This is a genomic window from Flavobacterium sp. J49, from assembly GCF_011742145.1.
Taxonomy (GTDB): Bacteria; Bacteroidota; Bacteroidia; order Flavobacteriales; family Flavobacteriaceae; genus Flavobacterium.
Genome location: NZ_JAAQQU010000104.1, coordinates 882,928 through 906,064, shown reverse-complemented (window position 1 = coordinate 906,064; position 23,137 = coordinate 882,928). Strand labels below are relative to the sequence as shown.

18 protein-coding genes are annotated in these 23,137 nt (G+C 37.3%); 2 read left to right on the top strand and 16 right to left on the bottom strand.

Features of this window, described 5'->3' with window-relative positions; genetic code table 11:
* The first annotated feature begins 343 nt into the window (after nt 1-343).
* On the top strand, nt 344-2,785 hold the full coding sequence (locus tag HA632_RS10565; RefSeq protein WP_176307130.1) for a PAS domain S-box protein: 2,442 nt from the start codon (nt 344-346) through the stop codon (nt 2,783-2,785).
* A gap of 7 nt (nt 2,786-2,792) precedes the next feature.
* On the opposite strand, the gene HA632_RS10560 is transcribed toward HA632_RS10565, so the two are convergent.
* From HA632_RS10560 to HA632_RS10485, 16 genes are all read right to left on the bottom strand, one after another.
* Nucleotides 2,793-3,881 (bottom strand): agmatinase family protein, encoded by a 1,089-nt coding sequence (locus HA632_RS10560; RefSeq protein WP_176307129.1) that lies wholly within the window; start codon nt 3,879-3,881, stop codon nt 2,793-2,795.
* A 23-nt stretch (nt 3,882-3,904) separates the two neighbouring features.
* Entirely contained in the window at nt 3,905-5,185 is a 1,281-nt protein-coding gene (gene kynU, locus HA632_RS10555; RefSeq protein ID WP_176307128.1) for a kynureninase, read from the bottom strand.
* A 236-nt stretch (nt 5,186-5,421) separates the two neighbouring features.
* Nucleotides 5,422-6,471 carry a tRNA preQ1(34) S-adenosylmethionine ribosyltransferase-isomerase QueA gene (queA, locus tag HA632_RS10550; protein WP_176307127.1) on the bottom strand — a complete coding sequence of 350 codons (1,050 nt, stop codon included), beginning with the start codon at nt 6,469-6,471 and terminating at the stop codon, nt 5,422-5,424.
* A 203-nt stretch (nt 6,472-6,674) separates the two neighbouring features.
* A complete protein-coding gene (gene aroA / locus HA632_RS10545; RefSeq protein WP_176307126.1) occupies nt 6,675-7,931 on the bottom strand; it encodes a 3-phosphoshikimate 1-carboxyvinyltransferase in 1,257 nt (418 codons plus the stop codon).
* Nucleotides 7,932-8,027: 96 nt separating this feature from the next.
* Nucleotides 8,028-8,354, bottom strand: a complete 327-nt coding sequence (locus HA632_RS10540; protein WP_176307125.1) for a nucleotide pyrophosphohydrolase — start codon at nt 8,352-8,354, stop codon at nt 8,028-8,030.
* A gap of 1 nt (nt 8,355) precedes the next feature.
* The gene (locus HA632_RS10535; RefSeq protein WP_176307124.1) at nt 8,356-10,344 is read right to left on the bottom strand and encodes a DUF3857 domain-containing protein; all 1,989 of its coding nucleotides are present in this window, start codon (nt 10,342-10,344) and stop codon (nt 8,356-8,358) included.
* Nucleotides 10,345-10,348: 4 nt separating this feature from the next.
* Nucleotides 10,349-12,349: a DUF3857 domain-containing protein gene (locus HA632_RS10530; protein WP_176307123.1), complete on the bottom strand. Its 2,001-nt coding sequence runs from the start codon at nt 12,347-12,349 to the stop codon at nt 10,349-10,351.
* Between the two features lie 5 nt (nt 12,350-12,354).
* Complete coding sequence (locus HA632_RS10525) at nt 12,355-14,265, bottom strand: DUF3857 domain-containing protein (protein WP_228778777.1); 1,911 nt, start codon at nt 14,263-14,265, stop codon at nt 12,355-12,357.
* A 57-nt stretch (nt 14,266-14,322) separates the two neighbouring features.
* A complete protein-coding gene (locus HA632_RS10520; RefSeq protein WP_176307122.1) occupies nt 14,323-14,526 on the bottom strand; it encodes a hypothetical protein in 204 nt (67 codons plus the stop codon).
* Nucleotide 14,527: 1 nt separating this feature from the next.
* Complete coding sequence (gene dtd, locus HA632_RS10515) at nt 14,528-14,980, bottom strand: D-aminoacyl-tRNA deacylase (protein ID WP_176307121.1); 453 nt, start codon at nt 14,978-14,980, stop codon at nt 14,528-14,530.
* Nucleotides 14,981-14,986: 6 nt separating this feature from the next.
* Nucleotides 14,987-15,967 (bottom strand): ribosome small subunit-dependent GTPase A, encoded by a 981-nt coding sequence (gene rsgA / locus HA632_RS10510; RefSeq protein WP_176307120.1) that lies wholly within the window; start codon nt 15,965-15,967, stop codon nt 14,987-14,989.
* A 103-nt stretch (nt 15,968-16,070) separates the two neighbouring features.
* Complete coding sequence (locus HA632_RS10505; protein ID WP_176307119.1) at nt 16,071-17,726, bottom strand: hypothetical protein; 1,656 nt, start codon at nt 17,724-17,726, stop codon at nt 16,071-16,073.
* 101 nt (nt 17,727-17,827) lie between these two features.
* Nucleotides 17,828-18,910: a bifunctional 3-deoxy-7-phosphoheptulonate synthase/chorismate mutase type II gene (locus tag HA632_RS10500; RefSeq protein ID WP_176307118.1), complete on the bottom strand. Its 1,083-nt coding sequence runs from the start codon at nt 18,908-18,910 to the stop codon at nt 17,828-17,830.
* 52 nt (nt 18,911-18,962) lie between these two features.
* Entirely contained in the window at nt 18,963-20,111 is a 1,149-nt protein-coding gene (locus HA632_RS10495; protein WP_176307117.1) for a pyridoxal phosphate-dependent aminotransferase, read from the bottom strand.
* On the bottom strand, nt 20,108-20,935 hold the full coding sequence (locus HA632_RS10490; RefSeq protein WP_176307116.1) for a prephenate dehydratase: 828 nt from the start codon (nt 20,933-20,935) through the stop codon (nt 20,108-20,110). The genes HA632_RS10495 and HA632_RS10490 overlap by 4 nt, the downstream gene beginning before the upstream one ends.
* Nucleotides 20,936-21,172: 237 nt before the next feature.
* Nucleotides 21,173-22,105 carry a M20/M25/M40 family metallo-hydrolase gene (locus HA632_RS10485; RefSeq protein ID WP_176307115.1) on the bottom strand — a complete coding sequence of 311 codons (933 nt, stop codon included), beginning with the start codon at nt 22,103-22,105 and terminating at the stop codon, nt 21,173-21,175.
* A 127-nt stretch (nt 22,106-22,232) separates the two neighbouring features.
* On the opposite strand from HA632_RS10485, the gene gldA reads away from it, so the two are divergent.
* A complete protein-coding gene (gldA, locus tag HA632_RS10480; RefSeq protein ID WP_176307114.1) occupies nt 22,233-23,132 on the top strand; it encodes a gliding motility-associated ABC transporter ATP-binding subunit GldA in 900 nt (299 codons plus the stop codon).
* Nucleotides 23,133-23,137 lie beyond the last annotated feature (5 nt).

Sequence of the window (23,137 nt, the reverse complement as noted above, 5' to 3'; positions counted from 1 at the left end):
GGAATATTGATTGAAAAACAAATATACTTATTTTGGGTTTCGCAAAAACTTCCTCAGTAAATTTGGTACTGATAAAAGGGAAAACTCTTTTGTTAAAATTGAGATTTGTAAAGAAAAATAAGCCTTGAAATTACTGCCTTTGAAGATTTCCTCTAGGATTTGGGTAAAAAAAATTGAAACAAATTGCTCAAAAACAACGACTCTGTAAATTATTTTTTTGTATATTGTAAAACATTTACTGCAAAACAATCTCTTTTTTATTGGAAACTTTAAAAATCGTGCTTGTGAAAAGTATGAAAAAATATGCTCTTTTGATTTTTATTTTTAATTCAGTCATAAAAGTATGCCACAAAAATACGAAAACAAACTAGCAAAACTTGGATTCTTCCTTGCCTTGACCATTCTCATTTTATTGAGTACACTTTCTTATGTGACTTATCAAAAAAGTTATAACAATGAAAAATGGGTGATACACACTTATAATGTATTGAATCAAAGTAAAGAATTACTATCTACTATTAAGGATGCTGAAACAGCTCAGAGAGGTTATGTCATCTCGGGCAATGATAAGTTCCTTAACCAATTGAATTTTTCAACGGAGCTTTATAGAATTCAATATGCTGAATTAAAAAATTGGGTCAAAGACAATCCAAAACAAAAAACAAGAGTATCTATTTTAAAAAATTTGATTGAAGACAAATTTAATTATGTCCATAAAGTAGTTGACATTAGACAAAAAGAAGGTCACGAAAGCGCTGTAAAAATCATAAAATTAGGCGAAGGAAAAAGACTTATGGATGAAATTGAGCTTATTTTTAAAGAAATTGATGCTGAAGAAGAAATCTTGCTTTCCGAGAGAGAGATGAAAATGAAAAAGTCAATCAATACTTCCAGAGCTGTTCTCTTTTTAGGCACTTTTATCACACTGTCCCTTTTCTTGATTATATTTTATTCCTTGTTTAAAGAAATTAAAAAAAGAAAAGAAAATGAGGAACTGCTTTTTGTTCAAAACGAATGGTACACCCAAACCTTAATAAGCATAGGAGATGGTGTTATAACGACTGACACTAATGGTAAAATCACGATGCTCAACAAAGCTGCCGCAGAAATTGGAGGTTGGACCATCGATGAATTGCTCGGCCAACCGCTGGAATCTGTTTTTAACATTTTCGATAAAAAAACAGGTCGTAAAGTTGTCAATCCGGCCATAGTAGCATTAAAAGAAAACCGAACGGTATTACTGGCCCAAGACACCATACTCAAAAGTAAAAACGGAAGTGATATTTACATTGACGATAGTGGTGCCCCAATTCACGATCGAGAAGGCAACATTATAGGCTCGGTTTTAATTTTCAGAAACATTACAGAAAAAAAGAAAGCCGAAGAAGAAAGGGACTTGTTTTACAACTTGTCTATAGACATGATAGGCAAAGCACAAGGCGGAAAGTTTATCAGTATTAATCCTGCCTTTTCTGAAATCTTAGGGTATAGTGACGAAGAATTCTTAACCAAAGGCTATTTGGAAATAATACATGTTGATGATATTGAATCTACTTTAGAAGAAGTGAAAAAGTTAGAGTCGGGAAAAGCAACGGTACATTTTGTGAATCGATACCGCTGCAAATCGGGAGAGTACAAATCGATAGAGTGGAATGTAATCCCTGTTAAAGATATTTTTTATGCGCTCGGCCGTGATATTACTGAACGTCTAAAAGCCGAAGAAGAAATCAATGCCGCTTACCGCAAGTTTTACCAAATTCTTGAATCCAACCCTGTAGCCATTATCATTACCCAAATCATAGGAGGAAAAATTAATTATGTAAATGATGCCTTTAGTAAAATGGTGGGAATTGATAAAAAACTACTTTTAAACAAAAAGAGTAACTCTTTCGATACATTGTCGTTGGAAGAATTTGAAAAAGTAACCCAACAAATATTGCACAATGGCAAGGACAAAAAAGAGATAGAATCAGAACTTAAAACAGCGGATGGTAAATCAATCAATGTACTTTATTCAATTGAAAGTATCGAAATTGACGGGGTAATGTGTTACATTGGATCCTTTATAGATATTACGCAAAGAAAGAAATCTGAGAAAGAGATACAACTTCTTAATCAAAGTCTTGAAAAAAGAGTTGAGGAACGAACCGAAGAATTACAAAGCCAAAAGAAATTTACTGACGAAATATTAAACAAAATTCCAACAGAAATTGCGGTGTATGACCATGATGAAAAGTATTTATATGTTAATCCAACCGGAATTGAAAGTGAAGAAATCAGAGACTGGATTGTGGGGAAAACCGATTTTGATTATTGTAAATTAAAAGGCCTCGACCTTTCTGTAGCCACCCGAAGACATGAATCCTTCGAGAAAGTAAAACTCAATGAAACCGCAGAGTGGATTGATGAGTTGGCCACAGAGGACAACAACGTTCGCTACATGCTTCGCATATTACATCCATTAGAAAACAACAAATACATACTAACCGGTTACGATATTACTGAACTCAAAAAAGCCGAGCGCGAAAAAGAGCAATACATTAACGATCTTGAGGAGATGATGTTCATTACCTCTCACAAAGTCCGCCATCCTGTTACCCAAATCATTGGAATAACCAATCTTATGGAAGAATCGTTAACTCAAGAAGAAGTTGAAAAAGTGATGGGTTACCTCAAACAATCTGCCAATTCTTTGGATTCTTTTACCAAAGAATTGACCATGTTTATCTATAACATTAGAAAAAGAAATGACAGAGAAAACCCTGAGGATTCAAGCCTAAGCTAAAACAAGATTATTTTCTTTGAAAATTGATTTTTTGTCCAACGTTTAATCCGCTATTTTTAGCCAAAACACCACACATATGGAATAACATTCGGGCGCCTACATTACCATCCCAATCGTCTGTTTCTCCCGGTGCGACTTCCACTAAATCGAAGCCTATGATTTCTTTTCCACTTTCGGCTAATTTATTGAACAAATAAGTTGCTTGTTCAAACGAAAATCCGCCCGGAACCGGTGTTCCCGTATTTGGACAATACCAAGGATACATGCCGTCAATATCAAAACTGATACACACTTTTTGTGGTAAAGTTGCAATAATCGCCTCGCATTGCTCTGCCCAAGTTTTGCCTTCAAAGGTTTCGGCTTTTAAATCGGCATCGGTGTTGACTAATACCCTACCGTTTGATTTTTGTACCACTTCCACTTCCTGCTCACAGAAATCGCGAATTCCCACTTGCACTAATTTGGAAATCTGTGGAATTTGCAACGCATTATACATAATTGAGGCATGTGAAAACGTAAACCCTTCATAAGCGATTCTCAAATCCATGTGGGCGTCCAAATGTAGGATTCCGAAATTGTCATGAATACTGGCTAACGCTTCGTAATACCCTAATGGCGTAGAGTGATCGCCGCCTAAAAGCGCTACTTTTTTGCCTTGTTGCATCCAAAACAACACTTTTTCTTTTACTTCAGTGTGCAAATCGCGACACACTTTATTGATTTTGTCTAAGTCTGCTTGTAAAGCGGGATAATTTTCAACTGCTTCACCACTTTCCAACAATTCGATAATGGGTTGTGCTAATTCTTTATATTTCTCTGAATTTTTCTTCCAATGGGCCGGTGCTTCATCCAAATAAATTCCCAACTTCCATAATTCAGGGAAATCTTGGTGATTTAAATCCACTTGAAAGGAAGCTTCAAGTACGGCATCCGGACCTTCCGAAGCGCCGGCTCCATAACTTACGGTTACTTCCCATGGCACGGGAATAATAATAATTTCTGATTGTTCTGCAGAGAAAGGCAATCCGAAAACCGTAGCATCGGCTAAACCGGGTTGGCTTGGATCAAAACTCTGTATAATTTGTTCTTTGGTCATTGTGCTATTATCTTTTCTAAATTCTATTTTAATGCTATTATTCCTCTTTTTAAAGTTTGGCCGAAATCATACATGTCTTCATAAGAACAATAGAATGGCGCCGGTGCTAATCGGATAACATTCGGTTCGCGCCAATCGGTAATGACACCGTTTTTCATCAAATAATCGAACAGGCTACGGCCTTGACCATGTAGAAAAACCGAAAGCTGACAGGCTCTTTCTTCTTGATTTGATGGTGTAATGATTTCAAATTCGGCTCCTTCTAATTCGGAATCAATTTCGTGAAGGATGAATTCAAGGTAAGCGGTTAATTGATTTCGCTTTTGGATGAGTTTTGGCATGCCTACTTCGGCAAACATTTCGGCGGAAGCCAAATAGGGTGCCAATGACAAAATCGGCAGATTACTCACTTGCCAACCGTCGGCACCATGTACCGGTTCAAACTGTGGTTCCATTTTAAAACGGCGTTCTTTGTTATGTCCCCACCAACCCGCAAAACGGGGTAAATCAGCATGGTGGTGTTTTTCGTGTACAAAACAACCTGAAGCATTTCCGGGTCCGGAATTCATGTACTTGTAGCTACACCAAGCAGCGAAATCTACGTTCCATTCGTGTAATTTTAATTCGATGTTCCCTGCGGCGTGTGCCAAATCGAATCCGACAATGGCGCCTACTTTGTGTGCGGCTTCCGTAATGGCTTTCATATCGAAAACTTGTCCTGTATAATAATTGACGCCACCAATTAATACTAAAGCCAGCTCATCGCCTACTTCATTTATCTTTGTTAAAATATCTTCTAAGCGAATGTTGTGTTCGCCTTCTCTGCGTTTGATTTCTACTATTGCCTCTTCGGTTGTATAGCCGTGAAAATTGACTTGGCTTTGGAACATATATTGGTCGGAAGGAAAGGCTTTTTCTTCGCAAATGATTTTATATCTCTTGGCAGTTGGGTTGTAAAACGACACCATTAACAAGTGCAGGTTTACGGTCAAGGTATTCATCACCGTGATTTCCGAAGGTTTGGCGCCAACGATTTGACTCAATGGGTCAGCGAATCTTTCGTGGTAATCCCACCAAGGTTTTTCGGCGTAGAAATGACCTTCTACAGCTAAATTGCCCCAATCATTCATTACGTCTTCTACATATTTTTTGGTGCGTTTGGGTTGTAATCCCAGGGAATTTCCGGTGAAGTAAACCACATTTTTGCCATTGTGCTGTGGGAAAATAAATTCGTCGCGGTAGTGTTTTAATTCGTCTTGCGAATCGAGTTGTTGTGCAAATTCGCGGGTATTTTGAAAAGTCATGGTGTTGTTTAGTTTGCCGTAAAAGTAAAAAAAAGGGGAAAGAAAAAAGGGAAAAGGGAAAAGTTTTAATGTGCAAATGACCCTAGCCCCGATTGTAGTGGAAATCCTTTTTAGATTTTCCGGATGGAAATTTAAAAAGATTGCAACGGAAAGCGGGACACGAGCTCCTAAAAAGCGAACTGGCGAAGCAAACAGCTCCCAAAAAAAATCCCAACATTACTGTTAGGATTATAGTTTTAGATGATTAACATCGCGTCGCCGTAAGAATAGAAACGGTATTTTTCTTTGATGGCTTCTTCGTAAGCTTTTTTCATTAAATCGTGTCCACAAAACGCTGAAATCATCATTAGTAATGTTGATTTTGGCGTATGGAAATTGGTAATCATACAATCGGCAATGCTAAAATCGTAAGGCGGAAAAATGAATTTGTTGGTCCAGCCCGTATACGGATTCAAGGTTCTTGCAGAAGAAACCGAACTTTCGATGGCGCGCATTGAAGTAGTTCCGACGCAACATATTTTGCGTTTTTTCTCTTTGGCTTTATTAACGATATCGCAAGCTTCTTGGGTGATGATTAGTTCTTCAGAGTCCATTTTGTGTTTGGACAAATCTTCCACTTCAACCGGATTGAAAGTACCTAAACCTACGTGTAGCGTAATTTCTGCAAAGTCAACGCCTTTGATTTCCAGTCTTTTCAACAAGTGTTTTGAGAAGTGCAAACCGGCGGTTGGTGCGGCTACTGCGCCTTCTTCTTTGGCATAAATCGTTTGGTAGCGCTCTGCATCTTCTTCGGTTACTTCGCGGTTGATGTATTTTGGAATTGGGGTTTCGCCCAGTTCGGTTAATTTTCTTCTGAATTCGGTATAGGAACCGTCGTAAAGGAAACGCAAGGTTCTTCCGCGAGAGGTGGTATTATCAATAACTTCTGCTACTAATGAATCGTCTTCTCCGAAATACAATTTGTTCCCGATTCTGATTTTACGAGCCGGATCTACCAATACGTCCCAAAGGCGTTGTTCGGCATTCAATTCTCTTAATAAGAAAACTTCGATACGCGCTCCGGTTTTTTCTTTGTTACCGTACATGCGTGCCGGAAAAACTTTGGTATTGTTCAAAATCATTACATCGCCGTCATCGAAATAATCGATTACGTCTTTGAATAATTTGTGTTCAATGGTTTTGGTTTTTCGGTTAACGACCATCAATCTTGATTCGTCGCGGTTTTCTACAGGAAATTCAGCTAGTAATTCGGTGGGTAAATTGAATTGAAAGTGAGATAATTTCATCTAAATAGCGTTATAAGTTATAAGTTATAAGTTATGAGTTACCATAATTTTAACTGCCTGCAAATATACTATTGTGAGATAGGCGTTGTCAAGTGTTTTGGGGTTTATTTTTTTATTAAGTTGCTGAGTGCCTAAGTTGCTGAGTTGCTGAGTGATTTTCAACACACAATTTGTCAAACTTTGTTATTCAGATACTCCGCTTTTCAGATACTTTCTATCTGAAATCCGATATTTTTTAAATCGTCCCAAAAGGTCGGATAGGATTTGGAAACGACTTCGGCTTCTTCGATAATTATCGGGACTTTTAGTGCCAATGGTGCGAAAGCCATGGCCATTCTATGGTCTTGATAGGTTTTGACAGCTACGTTTTCCTTGATGGTTGATGATGGTTGTAACGTGAGACTGTCATGGTTGACTGCAATGGTCGCGCCGAGTTTGGTCAGCTCGTTTTTTAAAGCTTCGAGTCGGTCGGTTTCTTTTATTTTTAGCGTATGCAAGCCGGTCAAATGGCAGCCGACGCCTAATCCGAAGCAAGTTACGGCGATGGTTTGGGCAATGTCGGGAGCATTGTTTAGATCTAAGTTGTTGGTTGTTGGTTGTTGGTTATCCGTTTTTCGCAATACAATCCTCTTCTTTACAAAAGTTGTTTCTACTCCGAAAGTGTTGTAGATTTTTGCCAAAGTGCTGTCGCCTTGAAGGCTGTTTGGTTTGTAGCTCGACAAGGTGATTTCAGTTCCTATTTCGGATAAAGCCGCAATGGAATAATAATAGGATGCCGAGGACCAATCAGATTCAACCCTTAGGGATAAGGGATAAGGGATAAGGGATAAGTTTTTGACAATGATTATATTTTCAACAAATGAAGTTTTGACTCCAATTTCGTTTAGCAAAGCTAAGGTCATTTTGATATAAGGAACGGAAGTTATTTCGCCTTCTAAGGTGAGTTCGATTCCGTTTTCCAGTTTAGGTGCGATGAGTAACAATGCTGAAATGTATTGGCTACTGACATCAGCCGGAAGCGAAACTTTAGACTGTGTTAGTATTTTTCCTTTGATTTTGATGGGTGGAAAACCTTGGTTTTCCTCGTAAGTGATTTCGGCGCCAAGTTGCTGTAAGGCTTCGACTAAAATTTTAATCGGACGTTCTTTCATTCGGGTGGAACCGGTTAGCACGACTTCGCGATTTTCTTTAGTGGCAAAATACGCGGTTAAAAAACGCATGGCAGTTCCGGCATGGTGCACATCGACAAGCTCAGCTTGACAATTATCTATAGAACAATCTTGTTTGTGTTTTAGTGCATTAATCATAACCTCGGAATCATCGGAATTGGAAGTGTTTTCCAAAGTAAGATTCGGATACAAAGCTTGGAGTAATAACAGGCGATTGGTTTCCGATTTCGAACCTGTGATTGAGATTGAAGATTGAGGATTAACGATTGAAGATTTTAGATGTAAATTCATTTGAATTATTTCACAGAGTTACACGAAGAAGCACAAAGATACAAACAGAAAATTTTAATCTGTTCAGTCTTGATACTTAATACTACAATCTTAATACTATTTCAGTTTCTCATTATTGTGATGGCGGTCGTGGTCGCGTTTGGTTTTCAAATCCATTTTTTTATCAAAAGCCGCTTGCAGGTCAACTCCGGTTTGGTTAGCGAGGCACAAGACTACAAAAACCACATCGGCTAATTCTTCGCCCAGGTCTTTGTTTTTATCGCTTTCTTTTTCGGATTGTTCTCCGTATCGTCGGGCTATGATTCGGGCTACTTCACCCACTTCTTCGGTGAGTTGGGCCATGTTCGTCAATTCATTAAAATAGCGAACGCCGTGATTTTTAATCCAGTGGTCTACTTCTTGTTGGGCGTTTTTGATATCCATTTTATCCTTTCTTTAAAACAATTTTTTCGGTTTGTTTGTTAACTAATTCTTTGAAAAAGCCTTTTAATGCTTCATAGTATTCCGAACCAATAACAGCACTGTTGATATCAATTGTACATGTCAATTGTATTGCCTTTTCGTTGCTTGAGATATTGTATTTAAAATTGGCTAATCCATCAGGCATGCTAACCGATTTTGGATTAGGCAACGTTTCCAAACTGTATCCTTCAGGAATGGTCAAAGAGATGATGTATTTGTCTTGATGTGGAAATACAAAATCAACCGGATATTCTCTGACCTCTTGTTTAAAAGGATTTTTGTCAAGGGCAAAAAACAAAAAAGGCGAAGCATACATTTTATCTCCTATTACTTCAACGCTGTTATTTGAGGTAAAAGTATAGTTTTCAATTATGGGTTTGGACAATTCAAAATTATTTTGAACTTCATAATCGGCCACTTCGATTTCACTGTATTTTTTTTCTAACCTATCAACCAGACTTTCTTTTACCAAGCCATTATATTTGTCTCTGTAAAGGTAGGCATTGTAATCAAAATATTGCTGCCTGATTTTTCCTTCTACTTGTCCATCCGGATTAATTTGAGCAATGATATTGATTAATTCTTTAGAATTCAATTTCGGCATTAAATCAATCTCTGAGGAAGAACCGTCTTCTTTGATTACTCTTCCTTTCCAATTGAGGTCTCGAATGGGTAATATGTTAACCTCTGAATTTTTATCAGTGGCATCCAATAGCAAACTCTCTTGGCCGTCAAAAGCGTTGACAATTACGCTATTAAAGATAGATTTGTTGGGGAAAAGCGCCAATCCATTTTCTCTGGTACTGATTAAAACCGGATACGCTTCGATACCCGCCATTTTCAACATTGACAATAGGATAAAGTTTATTTCAGCAACATTTCCAACTTTTTCCTGATAGGCTTTTGCTACTCCTTTTTTGGTATAGTAGCCGTATCTTTCATCCCAATTCATTTTACTTTTAACAAAGGAGAAAACCGCATTTATTTTATCTCTGGTAGAGAAATCTTTTTTGAGTAAAAGTTTCAAATCATCCATAAAATAGGACGTCTCTTTTAACTCTTTTCCGAATCGTTCGTCTTGGTAAATTGATTGGGCCACGTTTTCCCACGTAGTTGATATTTGTTTGGGCTCTTGGTCTGGATACCTTATCACTTCCAACTCATGTTCGATTTTGCCATAGTAATTTTGGATTGAATTTACATATTCTTCATCTTTTAAGGCAGGAATGTCTTTAGCAGTGTATTTGGTAACGATTTGATTAAACCTCATCACTTTACCCACGCTTGTTTTATCGACCTTACTATTAAATGACTGAGAAGTAGGCTCAATATCATAAGTCATTTCGGGCTTGACATATCCTCTTACCATTCCTTTGTAAAGGTAAAACTCAGGGATTTCAGATACATATTCGGCATAATCTACAGGAATGTTGTACTGGAATTGAAAATCCGGCAAAATAGAAATGTTTTCAGATTTCAAGCGGTATTTTAGTTCGATAATGGAACCTTCTTTTACATTGGGAAAAGTAATGGTTCTTTTGGCCCAAAACTCGTTGATTACTTTTTTGAATTTACTTTGATTGACTACTTTTTCTTTGATGACTTCATTCCCTTCTAAATTATAGGTGTAAGCGCTGATGATATCAACATATTCATCATTGAGATTTTCGTAGCCAACATAATAAGGAATGTCAAAATTGCCCCAAAGAAAGCCTTCTTTTTTGTAAATTTTTATTTTTATTTCAAAATCGGTGGCAGAAACAAATCCGTTTTCTTCATAATAGGTGAAAGTAGTTTTGGCTTTTTTAAAAATCACAACTGCTGAAGCTGAAGTATCTTTGGCGTATACTTTTTCCGCTAATTCTTCTTTCTTTACTTTACCAAAAACAGTTTTTTGGGCTATTGCATTATAACTTAGTAAAACTAAAAACAAACCAAAAATTCTGCCCATCTTATTAAGCTTTTTTAAGAACTACTTTCTCTGTTTGTTTGTTGACCAATTCTTTGAAGAAACTTTTTAGCGCATCGTAATAATCCGGGTTGATGATAGCACTATTGATATCCAGAGAATAAATTATTTGCAATTGCGATCCATTATTTGAAATATTGTATTTAAAATTGGCCAAATCATCCGGCAACCCGACTGCTTTGGGCTGCGGCAGTGTTTCAACTACATAGCCATCGGGCACAGTTAAACTGATTAAGTATTTGTCTTGGTTAGGAAATACAAAATCAACCGGATACTCTCTCGTTTCTTGTTTGAATGGATTTTCGTTCAAAGTAAAAAACAAAAAAGGCGAAATGTACATTTTGTCTCCTATAATTTCGACATGTTTATCGGTAGAAAAAGCATAATTTTCTACAACCGGTTTAGACAAATCTGTTCTGTTTTGCATTTCGTAATCGGATACTTCGAGGCCTTGGTTTCTCTTCTCTATTCGTTCAATTATACTTTCATTGTTAATTCCGCTATTTCGGTCTCTATAAGAAAAGGCATTATAATCAAAATATTGACTTCTGACTTTACCGGTAACTTGTCCTTCTGCATTGATTTGACCCATAATATTAACGACCTCTTTTGAATTGAACCTTGGCATCAAATCTATTTGCGTTGAAGTCCCGTCTTTGCGAATTAAACGACCAAACCAATTTAAATCACGTATTGGTAAAATATTCGGCAAAGCATACTTGTTAGTCGCATCAAACAAAAACACTTTCCCGTTGAGTTCCACTCCGGAAATAACATAATCAAATGCGGTTCTGGACGGAAAAAGTGAAATCCCGTTGCCACGAGTACTCAACACAACCGGATTGGCTTCAAAACCGGCAAAACGAAACATTGAGGTCAACATTAAATTGATTTCCGCTACATTGCCCACTTTGTCCAGATAAGCTTTTCTAACCCCAACATCACAGCCGTAGCCGTAAAACTCGTTCCAATTCATTCTGGATTTGACAAAATTAAAAATGGTGGCAATTTTTTCTTCAGGTGATGTTGTTCCGACCAAAATTGTGTTTAAGTCTTGATCATAATAACCTGTTTTGTTTAATTCGGGGCCAAAGCTGTCATTTTCATAAATTGCCTTCACCACATTTTCCCAATCTGAAGACAAATTCTTCATCGGTTCATTAGGATATTGAATCGAGTTTAATTCGTGTTCGATGCTACAAGTGTAATTTTTGATATTGTTGACAAACGATTCATCTTTTAAAGCAGGAACGTTTTCTAAAGTGTAAATAGAAGTCGTTTCTGAATAGCTAAACTGCTCATTGGAAAAACCGGTAGTTGTAATTTTTCCTTCTGATCTTTCTTTGCTTGTGGTGTTTACTATTTTAGTGGTTTTATCCGTTTCGTATTTTGGCACTAAAAATCCTCGCATCAAAGGTTTGTAAACATAATATTCCGGGATAACCGTTTTAAATTGACTGTATACGATTGGTATGCTGCTTTGAAATGTCCAATCCTCGAGCACGCCAATACTTTCTGACTCTAAGGTATATTCAAACTCCACTATTGACCCTTCTTTTACATTGGGCATGGCAATTTTTTTTCTGCCCCAAAACTTGTTGATTTTTTCATCAAACTCACCATCGCTTTTTAGCTTTGTTTTTTCAATTTTTCCCGCTACTAAATTGTATGTTACGGCGTCTCTGAAATTCAAACGCTCTTTAGTATTCCCGCCAATATAATAGCGAACAGACTTGTTGGCCCAATCGTACCCTTCTTTCTTGTATATTTTAATTTTGGTTCTGACCCTGGTTTTCATAATAAAACCTCTTCCTTCTAAATACTCGAACCTTACTTCTCCTATATCAAACAACACAGCTGCTGCTGCTGAGGAATCTGAGGGACAAACTTTTTCGCTTAATTCTTCTATGGTAACTTTGCCCAATTCTCGTTTTTGGGCAAAAGAGGTGAAAGAAGTCAATAAAATGAGGATAATGATTTTTTTCATGGTGGTTAGGATTTTGAAATGACAGTTTTTGAATTATCTAATTTGGCTATGGTTTCTCTGAACTTTCTGTAACTTTCGTATTTAGCACTTTCGTAGAACCCTTTTTTGATTATCAATTTTCGTTTACAGATTATTGTTTTGGGATTTACTGAGATGAACTCCATTTTGTATTCCCCAAATTCTGTTTTGAGCTCCGCATTATTGGGCTTTGCTTCAAACACATAGCCTTCCGGAATGCTGATCTCGATTTCATCTTCATCGGTATAGCCTCTAATGACTTCAAAAGGAAACTCTCTGGTTTTATATTTCTTAGGCACATAACTGTTTTGATCAAAGGCATTGAGCGCAAACATTAATTTACCTGCAGAGTTTTGGGCATAACTTTCGGCTTCCACTTCTAATTCTTCGGTAAACTCAATCTTATTTTTATCGTTAGTCAGTTGCATTTTTTTGATAGACAAGTTGTTGATATTGGCAAACTCTTCCTTATACCTATTGGTCTGATCTTCTTTGCTCATTCGCTCTTTACCAAAAGTGTTATCGTATTGTATACCATGAGAAATCATTTTGATTTTTCCGGTCAATTTACCTTCCTCATTCACAGAATACGCGCCTTTTATCGTTCGCAAACTTTCTGCCTCGGTGTATGTTTTGGTTTTTACAATTTCACCGCCTTCGGGTTTGATTAGCAATATATTCCTATCATCAGTGAAATCCCCTTGAAAACCAAAAGGCTGAATTTGACTCGTACATTCCAACCAAACCAATCCTTTATCCGTAGGCAATGTCAGAATAACATGATTCCCTTGTATTGAAGCAAAATCTTGTTGTAAATCTTTAGTCTCATCATCGCCTGCGTACACAACCGTGTAGTAAGAATCAACACCTACCGTTTTTAGTAATGATCGGGTATAATTTGTCAGTGCCTTGCAATCACCATATCCTAATTTATCAACTTCTTTAGCCAACATAGGCCGCCAACCACCAATGCCAACTTGAACACTGACATAACGTGTTCTTTCTTGTACATATTTATAAATAATTTTGGCAATCTCAACCGCATTTTTTTCAGCGCCTACCAATTGTTTTACTTTAATTTTTGTCTCTTCCGGAATTTCTTCTGTATCGGCTAATAAGGAATTATAATACCATTTACCAAACTCCTCCCAATTGGTGGCTATGCCTTCTACATTTTCTAAGGAAAATTTTTCCAGGGAAAAATAAACCAGCGGAAATATTTCCGTAAAACCCGGAGCGAGTTCTTCTCTCTTTTTAGCTACTAAATTCTTAGCAGAATAGGTTATTGATGAGGCTGTTTCCTTTTTTTCAATTCCGAGATGACTTTTGAAATTAATCTCTTTGGTTTTAAGTCCCAATTCGGGCTTGTAAACAATGGATACGGTAGTTTTTTCTACACTCTCCAAATAGCCATTCATCGGGCTCCACGGACGTATAAAAGCCGTATTCGAAGTTGCCACTTCTGACTCTAACACTACTGTAAACGGATAGTTTGTAGGAGTAAAATCAAGATATAAAGCCCTATTATCATTAAAAATCGAAACTCCATCTGCAACACTGATGTCTTTAAAATCTTTTCTTCGGTAAGTTTTTATTTCTTTGCCAAATGGATCATAAACTGTCGCTTCAATTTTGTTGATTCGCCTATTTTTATCATAGTTCTCAGATAAATCCAAACTCCTCAAACCCAACTCATTTAAGACTGTAGTGACTATTTTAGATTTTATTACCATTTCTTTTTGAGAAGGAATAGAAATGTTAACCTCATTCAATCGGAGGACAGCATTGGCATTTTGCTTTAAGCTGTCAGGAATGAGCATAGTGGCATATTCTATCTTTTGGGCCTGTACGGTAAAAGAAAGAAAAAGCAGGAAAAATGGTAAAACTCTTAGTTTCATTTGTACTAAATTTTACCAAATATAAAAAAATTATGATTTTATTTATAATCTTATTCCTTATTTTTCTGTTTTCTTAGAAAAATATTTTTTGATTCCGGGACTGATAAAAACTTCAAAAAGAGCCATGAAAACTCCAAAAAAAACACCCGAAATCAAAGCCTTGTTTACATCCCTATTAGTTTCTGTATAAAACATCATTATACCGAAAAGAGTTCCGTAAATTAAAAACCCTATCAAAAAAGTGATTAGCTTCTGCTTCATGTTATTCTTTATTTTTTGTATCGATAATTAAGGTTACCGGACCATCGTTTAACAAGGCCACTTTCATGTCGGCACCAAATTGTCCGGTTTGGACTTTTTTACCTAATTCGGTTTCCATTTGGGCTACAAAACTTTCGTACAATGGTATCGCAATATCTGGCTTGGAAGCCTTGATGTAGGAAGGGCGATTGCCTTTTTTGGTTAAGGCATGAAGGGTAAACTGACTTACAATAATCATCTCACCGTTAGTCTCTTTTAAAGATAGATTCATCACTTGGTTTTCATCGGCGAAAATTCGGAGATTGGCTATTTTCGCGGTTAACCAATTGATATCTTCTTGATTGTCCTGGTCTTCAAATCCTACCAAGACCAATAATCCTTGTTGAATATCGGCTACTTTTTGACCTTCAATCGTTACTGAAGCTTGGGAAACTCTTTGGATGACTGCTTTCATGGTGGATTATGATTTCCGGGTTTCGTCACTGGCAATTCGGTCATCGTTGTAAATATCGGAACGGTAATGCTCGTCGTCACCTTCGAGAATTTTGAGGTAACTGTTGTAACGCGACCAGGCGATTTTGTCTTCATCCAAAGCTTTCTTTACGGCACAATGCGGTTCTTCTTTGTGCAAACAATTGTTGAACTTGCATTGTTCTTTCAACTTAAAAAATTCAGGGAAATAATCGCTGATTTCCGAAGGCTCCATATCTACTATCCCGAAACCTTTGATTCCCGGTGTATCTATGATTTTGGCGTCAAAAGATAAATCATACATTTCGGCAAACGTCGTGGTATGCTGTCCTTGCTTGCTTTGTTCCGATATGTGTTTGGTTTTCAAATTCAAACTAGGTTCCAAAGCATTCACCAAAGTAGATTTTCCTACTCCGGAATGTCCCGAAAACATACTTACTTTTCCGGTCATCATGGCTTTCAATTCGGCTATTCCTTTTTTCTCAACGGCAGATACTCTCAAACATTTGTACCCTATTTCGGAGTAAATGTATTGCAGATACAATTGTTCATCGCGCATGGCTTCGTCAAAAGTGTCAATCTTATTGAATACCAAAACCGCTTCAATGCCATAGGCTTCGGCAGTAACCAAAAACCTATCAATAAAACTGGTAGTCGTTGGCGGATTGTTAATCGTAATCAAAAGAAAAACGATGTCAATGTTTGAGGCAATAATATGAGTTTGCTTAGACAAATTCACCGATTTTCGGACAATATAATTCTTACGGTCGTGAATCGTATTGATGGTTCCTGTAATGTCATCGGAAGTGTCATCCAATTCAAAATCGACCACATCGCCAACCGCTATCGGATTGGTGCTCTTGATGCCTTTCATGCGAAATTTTCCTTTAATACGACATTCATAGAATGTATTATCTTCGGCTTTGACGGTGTACCAACTTCCGGTAGATTTATAAACGAGTCCGGTCATTTTTTGAATTTAGGATTCAGCAAAGGTAAAAAAAATGAAACTGTAATGGGTTTAAAGTTTGTTTCAAATAAAAAGGCTGTGAAAAATCACAGCCTTAAGGTTTTTAGTCTTCCAAAATCATACGTCCCAGTTTATCCAGTTTCCTTCTTGAGGAATAAACGATAAACTCATTTTGGTTTTTGCGGTAATAAATCCCCGGACGAAGCACCAATTCATTCTTGATTACTTCTTCGGGATCTTTTCTGGTGATTTGACCTTTCCCATCAAAGATAAAAAGTGCCGGAACTGCGTTGTTGTAGTTCCCCAAAGACTTGATTTCTTCAATATCAGTAACGCCTTTATTTTTAACGTTATCATTGAAAAGCAAATTCAAAACACCGTCTTTATAAATCGGAATGGCTCCTAAATATTCAGGACCTTTCCCCATTTGCGCCAAAGGAATAGCCATCGCAATCCCTACTGCAAAGTTTCCATTACCTCCAACAGCTCCAAAGGCAAACGACATAGTTGTCACTGTAGCCGATTGTTCTTTGGGCAATACATTACTCCAATCTAATGAACCATCCGGTTTGAGACAAGTAACGATAATCTCGTTTTTAGTATAAGTCACCGGAGTAAAAGCCAATGGTCCGATTCCGGAACTTTGTCCGACATACACAAATTGCAATTCAGACAAAACGATGATACCGCCGTCGTTTTTCTCGATTAGTGTTGTGATACTGTATAAAGGTTTTAAGTCTTTCCCTTTTTTGGCTCTTCTTTCACCCAATAATTTAACTTTCGTTGCGTAGTCAAACTCATTGAACTTTAAGTTGTCATTTACATTCGTAGCCAAATTAATGGTAGCATTGTAAACGCCTTTTAATTCCTTGTTGGCTTTTCCGTTTTCACGAACACTGGAGTAAAATCCAACCAACTGCAATGTGTTTTTGTTGGTTGACATCATCTTACAGTTGATGATTTCTTTGCCTTTGATATTGATATCCACTACTTCTTTCACGTAGTTGTTGGCTTTTTTGAAAGCGTGAATTTGGAATTTTTCGACTTGCTCTTTCTTTTTAGAATCGCGGTAGCTTTCATTGATTACTAAGAACACATCATCTTGAAAATTCAATTCAAAATCAGAAATGGTAAACTCGTAATCTTTTTTGCTGTCGTCAAATTTCACTTTTTCTTCGCTGGAGAAAAGTGTAGCCAATTTATCGTCAAACAATTTAACTTCGTATTTAATCGCATCTTCTTTAGGAAAACGAGATGTGTGCATGATTAACAAAGCGCCTTCATCGGGAGATTGTTTGAAGTAAAATCCGCCTCGCTCTGACTTTTTAGCGACTTCCGAATTGAATAAAGTCACTGTTGTTTTGCTCAAAACGCCTTTTTCTGAAATTTCGGCTCCGATTAGATTGAAAATTTTATCCTTTTTATTGTAAACACTTCCTATGGCAAAAAGCTTCCCGTTTAATAAAAAAACATCTTCAAAGTCAACCTCTTTATCACTGATTTGAGGGATGACAATAGGATTGGAAGAAATGATTTTCATGGTTTTTGATTCAAATATTTTTAGAAAATAATCATCCTTTTCTTTGAATCCGAGGGCGTAAATTTTATTACCGCTTTCCCCGATAATCTTTACGATTTTTTGCTTGTCTTCCGGCAATTCTTCACCGTAAGTCATGTTAATTTTATCAATTTTGTTTTGTGCATTCAAGCTTATGCAACTGCAAACGAAAAAGATAAAACCTAAAAAGGTTTGTTTCATTTTGGTTGTTTTAAAATTAGAGATTGTTTTTATTGTGGGCAATGATACAAAAAAAACCTGCCAATAAATAAACAGGTTTTGGTTTTAACTAAATTATCACTTTAATTATTAATAATCTTCTCTTGATGGCTGATACTTTCTTGGTGGATGGCTTTGAAGATTTTAAGGATAAACTCTTCGCTCAAACCTTTTTCTTCTCCATCTAAAATCATTTTGCCTAGGATTTCGTTCCATCGTTTGTTTTGTAAAACAGCCACGTTTTTCTCTTTTTTTAAGGCACCGATTTTGTCGGCGACTTTCATTCTTTTGCCTAGAATCTCCAACAGTTTCCCATCGTATTCGTCAATATCAACCCTAAATCTGGCCAAACGATTGTTGTAATCATCCGCATCATCGGTCACCTTACGGATTCTTAAATCTTCAAAAATTTGTTTCAAAACCGTTGGTGTTACTTGTTGCGCGGCATCACTCCAAGCATTATCAGGATCAAAATGGGTTTCTATTATTAAGCCGTCATAATTCAAATCCAAAGCTTGCTGCGATACTTCCTGAATCATGTCGCGTTTTCCGGTAATATGCGACGGATCACAAATCAAAGGCAAATTAGGGAACCGACTTTGTAATTCGATAGCCAATTGCCACTCGGGTATGTTTCTGTATTTGGTTTTATCATAAGTCGAAAACCCTCTGTGGATAACGCCTAGCTTTTTGATACCGGCATTGTACAAACGTTCCACACCGCCAATCCACAAAGCCAAATCGGGATTTACAGGGTTCTTAACCAAAACAATTTTATCCGTTCCTTGCAAAGCATCGGCAATTTCCTGAACGGCAAACGGATTTACCGTAGTTCTTGCGCCAATCCAAAGCACATCTATATCATGCTCTAAAGCCAATTTTACGTGGGCTGCATTGGCCACTTCGGTCGCCATTAACAGTCCGGTTTCGGCTTTGGCTTTTTGCAACCATTTTAAACCAATCGCGCCTACGCCTTCAAATCCGCCCGGACGCGTTCTGGGTTTCCAAATTCCTGCTCGATAAATGGACACGTCAGAATTTTTCAATTCGCGTGCAATCTTCAACACTTGTTCTTCGGTTTCCGCGCTGCATGGTCCTGCGATTACCAAAGGATGACTCAAGTTAAAATCATCTAACCACTTTCTGTTGTCTGCTGTAATATTCATAGCTTTTTATCTTCTGTAAATTTAGTAAAATCCAATTCGTAATTCGTAATTTCTAATTCGTAATTCTTTTTATAGCTTCCTGTATTTTTTCTTCGGTAACGCAAAGCGAAAATCGAATGTACCCTTCCCCATTGCTGCCAAATATAATTCCGGGCGTAATGAAGATATGCTTTTCGATTAAAACTTTGTCAATAAAGGCTTCCGCTGAAATGTCTTCGGGTAATTTGGCCCAAACAAACAAACCAACACTGCTTCTATCGAAAGTACAATCTAATTTTTCAGCCAATTGGAAGATTAGATTTCGGCGTTTGTTGTAAATTTCGTTTTGCTTTCCAAACCAATCTTGACCCAATTTCAACGCTTCAATTGCCCCTTTTTGAATACCGTAAAACATCCCGCTGTCCATATTGCTTTTGACTTTCAACACCGCGTCGATTAAAGTTGGATTTCCTAAAACCATTCCCACACGCCAACCGGCCATATTATAGGTCTTAGATAAAGAATTCAACTCTAAAGCTATCTCTTTGGCACCCTCAACTTGCAAAATCGAAATCGGGTGGTCATTCAGCACAAAACTGTACGGATTGTCATTGACAATTAAAATTTGGTATTTTTTGCCAAAAGCAATTAGCTTTTTAAACAATTCCACCGTTCCATTAGCACCGGTTGGCATGTGCGGATACGAAACCCACATGAGTTTGACTTTCGACAAATCCGTTTGCTCCAAAGCTTCAAAATCGGGTTGCCAATCGTTGGCTTTCGTCAAATCATAATTGATTGCTTTTGCCTGAACCAATTCAGTCACTGAAGCATACGTCGGATAACCCGGATTGGGAATCAACACCTCATCGCCTTCGTTTAAAAAAGCCAAAGAAATGAGCATTATGCCTTCTTTGGAACCCATTAACGGCAAAATTTCGGAATTGAAATCTAACGCAACTTTAAACTGATTGGCATAAAAATCAGCCATGCCTTTTCGCAATTCAGGCAAGCCTTGATAGCTTTGGTATTCGTGGGCTTTGTCGTCTAACATCGATTGGCTCATGGCCTCAATCACGGTTTTTTCAGGTGCCAAATCGGGACTGCCGATACCCATGTTGATGACAGGCTTTCCTTCGGCAATGAGTTGGCGTACTTCTCGCAATTTTCTGGAGAAATAATATTCTTGAACGCTGTTTAATCGGTTGGCAGTTGTTATCATAATCTTCCGTTTTTGTATTCCCCTAATACCTTGAAATGCGTGGTCATTAGGTCTAAAATATTTTTGGCTTTTTCATAATGTTTGTACTTTTCAAAAATCACATCCACAAAAAAAGAATACTGAAAAGGCGTTTCTATAATTGGCATCGATTGGATTTTGGTGAGATTCAGTTTGCAGTTGTTCATCACATTTAAAACCGTGGCCAAACTTCCCGGTGTGTCATCCAACTCAAACTTTATAGAGGCTTTATTAATCTCTTCTTTTGGCCACTCTTTATTGGTGGTTTTGACAATTACAAAGCGGGTTTTGTTACTTTGAATGGTGTGAATTCCGGCAGCTAATATTTCTAAATCATATAATTTGGCGGCAATCGGAGCAGCCACGGCGCCTATTCCGGTTAACTTTTGCTCCTGAATACGACGTGCGGTTTCGGCGGTATCACCACTTTCAACCAATTTAATGTGCGGATATTGGCTAAAGAAAACGGCACATTGCAACAACGCAATCGGATGCGAATGGACTTCTGTAATGTCTTCTATTTTTTGCCCTTTTAAGCCCATCAAGTTCATGTGAATGTCGAGATAATGTTCGCCAATAATGTGCAGATTATTTCGGTCAATTAAAGCATAATTCGGAATAATCGAACCGGCGATAGAATTTTCCAACGCCATCACGCCTTTGTGCGAGCGGTTGTTGACCAAACTTTTTACTAAGTCATCAAACGACATGCATTCGTCAAGAGCATGTTCCTGCTGAAAATATTCCTGCGCGACTTGGTGGTGAAAAGAACCTTTGATGCCTTGTATTGCGATTTTTGTTTCCATATAGTCAAAAAAAAATCCCAACTTTCGTCGGGATTCATATTATCATTGTTTTAAAAATTTACTTTTTCACATAACACAATACTAATCCCTTTTTCTGTCCGAAGAAGAAATAAAAGAAATAGTTATAAAAGGTGTTAAATTGTCTCATTGTTGTTATTCTGTTTGGCTAATGTAAAAAAATAAAACGTCCGTTTTACAAGACTTGGCAAAAAAAATTAAGGTAACGTTTTCGTAAAATTAATTGCGTGGTAACTTTTCAATTCGCTTTGGCGTGTCTTTTCCATTGATAATTGATTCTGAACTAAGGGCAATTGCTTTGATGATTTCGGTCATGTTGTCTAAGTCTAAAGTCGAAACCTCATCGCTTAGTTGGTGGTAATTGGGTTCCGAATCCATTTTAGAGGTTGAAATCGTGTGCGCCGGAACGCCAACTGCTGCTAATCTTGCATTATCCGAACGATAAAAAAGTTGTTCCGTTGGATAAGGATCGGGATAAAAATTAAAATCCGTGCCTTTGAGGTTCTTTTGCAAAATGGTCCCGAAATCTGATTTTTCAAATCCGGTGATGTAAGCAGAGTTTTTATTCCACTTACTTTCGGTGCCTATCATTTCAATATTAAACATCGCTACTACTTGTTCCGGATTAATGTTTTTAGAAAAATAACCCGAACCATAACCTCCTACTTCTTCTGCTGTGAACGCTACAAAAATAATCGTGCGTTCGTTTTGATTCAATTCTTTAAAGTATTGTGCCAACGCAATCACCGCTGTAGTGCCTGACGCATCATCATTGGCTCCATTATAAATGGTGTCGTTGCTACCGCTGATTGTTCCCAAATGATCATAATGCGCCGAGAAAACCACAAACTCCTCCGGTTTTGATTTGCCTTTTAAGACGCCGATAACGTTATTTGCGGCTTTGCCTTTTCCCTTAAATTCTTGTCGGTAACTGTTTAGTCCTTTGTAATAGTCGAGCCCGATTTTGGCAAACTCTTTTTCAATAAAAACAGAGGCCGAATCGATTCCTGCGGTAAACACTTTTCGGCCTTGCATTTTGTCTGAAGCCAATTCGGTTTCAATTCGGACTACTTCAGCTTTAGAAATAACCGGTTTATTTTGGGCTTGACCCAAAAATCCACAGGCAAGAAAGACTAAAAGATACTTTTTCATAGTTTTTAAATTTATTCGAAGGGTAAATATAGGAATCTAATTTTGCTTTGAAAAAGAAAGTTAATCTCATCAAAAAAAATTAGTTGCTGTTTTTTTTCTCTTTACATTTGCTCCAAATATTACGTTTATGTCGATAGAAGTTCAAAATATTTCCAAAAGTTATGGTGCGCAAAAAGCACTCGACAATGTTTCGTTTTCCATTAAAAAAGGAGAAATCGTAGGTTTTTTGGGTCCGAATGGCGCCGGAAAATCTACTTTAATGAAAATTTTGACCACTTATATCAATGCCGATGAAGGTTCGGCTGCCGTAAATGGCAATGATGTCAATGAAGCGCAAATTCAGGTGCAAAAATCTGTTGGTTATTTGCCCGAACACAATCCGTTATACTTGGATTTATATGTCCGCGAATATTTGGCTTTCAATGCCGATGTGTATAAGGTAGCCCAATCGCGTATTGAAGAAGTCATCGAATTAACCGGTTTAACACCGGAAAGTCATAAAAAAATAGGTCAATTATCAAAAGGTTTTCGTCAGCGTGTTGGCTTAGCGACCGCACTTTTACACAATCCCGATGTGTTGATTTTGGATGAACCGACTACAGGATTAGATCCAAATCAATTGGTGGAAATCAGAAATGTAATTAAGAATGTAGGGAAAGACAAAACCGTTTTTCTATCAACACACATCATGCAAGAAGTGGAAGCCATTTGCGACCGCGTCATCATCATTGACCACGGCAAAATTGTAACCGATAAAAAACTGGACAAACTGGTTTCGGAAGAAAAAGAACAAATCATCGAAGTGGAATTTGACAAAGCCATTGACGCGACTTTATTGGCCAATTTAAACGACATCAAAACCTATAAAAATACAACTGACAATATTTGGTTGCTAACCTTCAATACCGAAGAAGACATGCGTCCGAAAGTATTCGACTTTGCGCATGACAATGGTTTGAAAACGCTTCAGATAAGCTTGAAAAGCAAGAATTTGGAGCAAATTTTTAGGGAAAAAACTAAAAAATAGTGTTC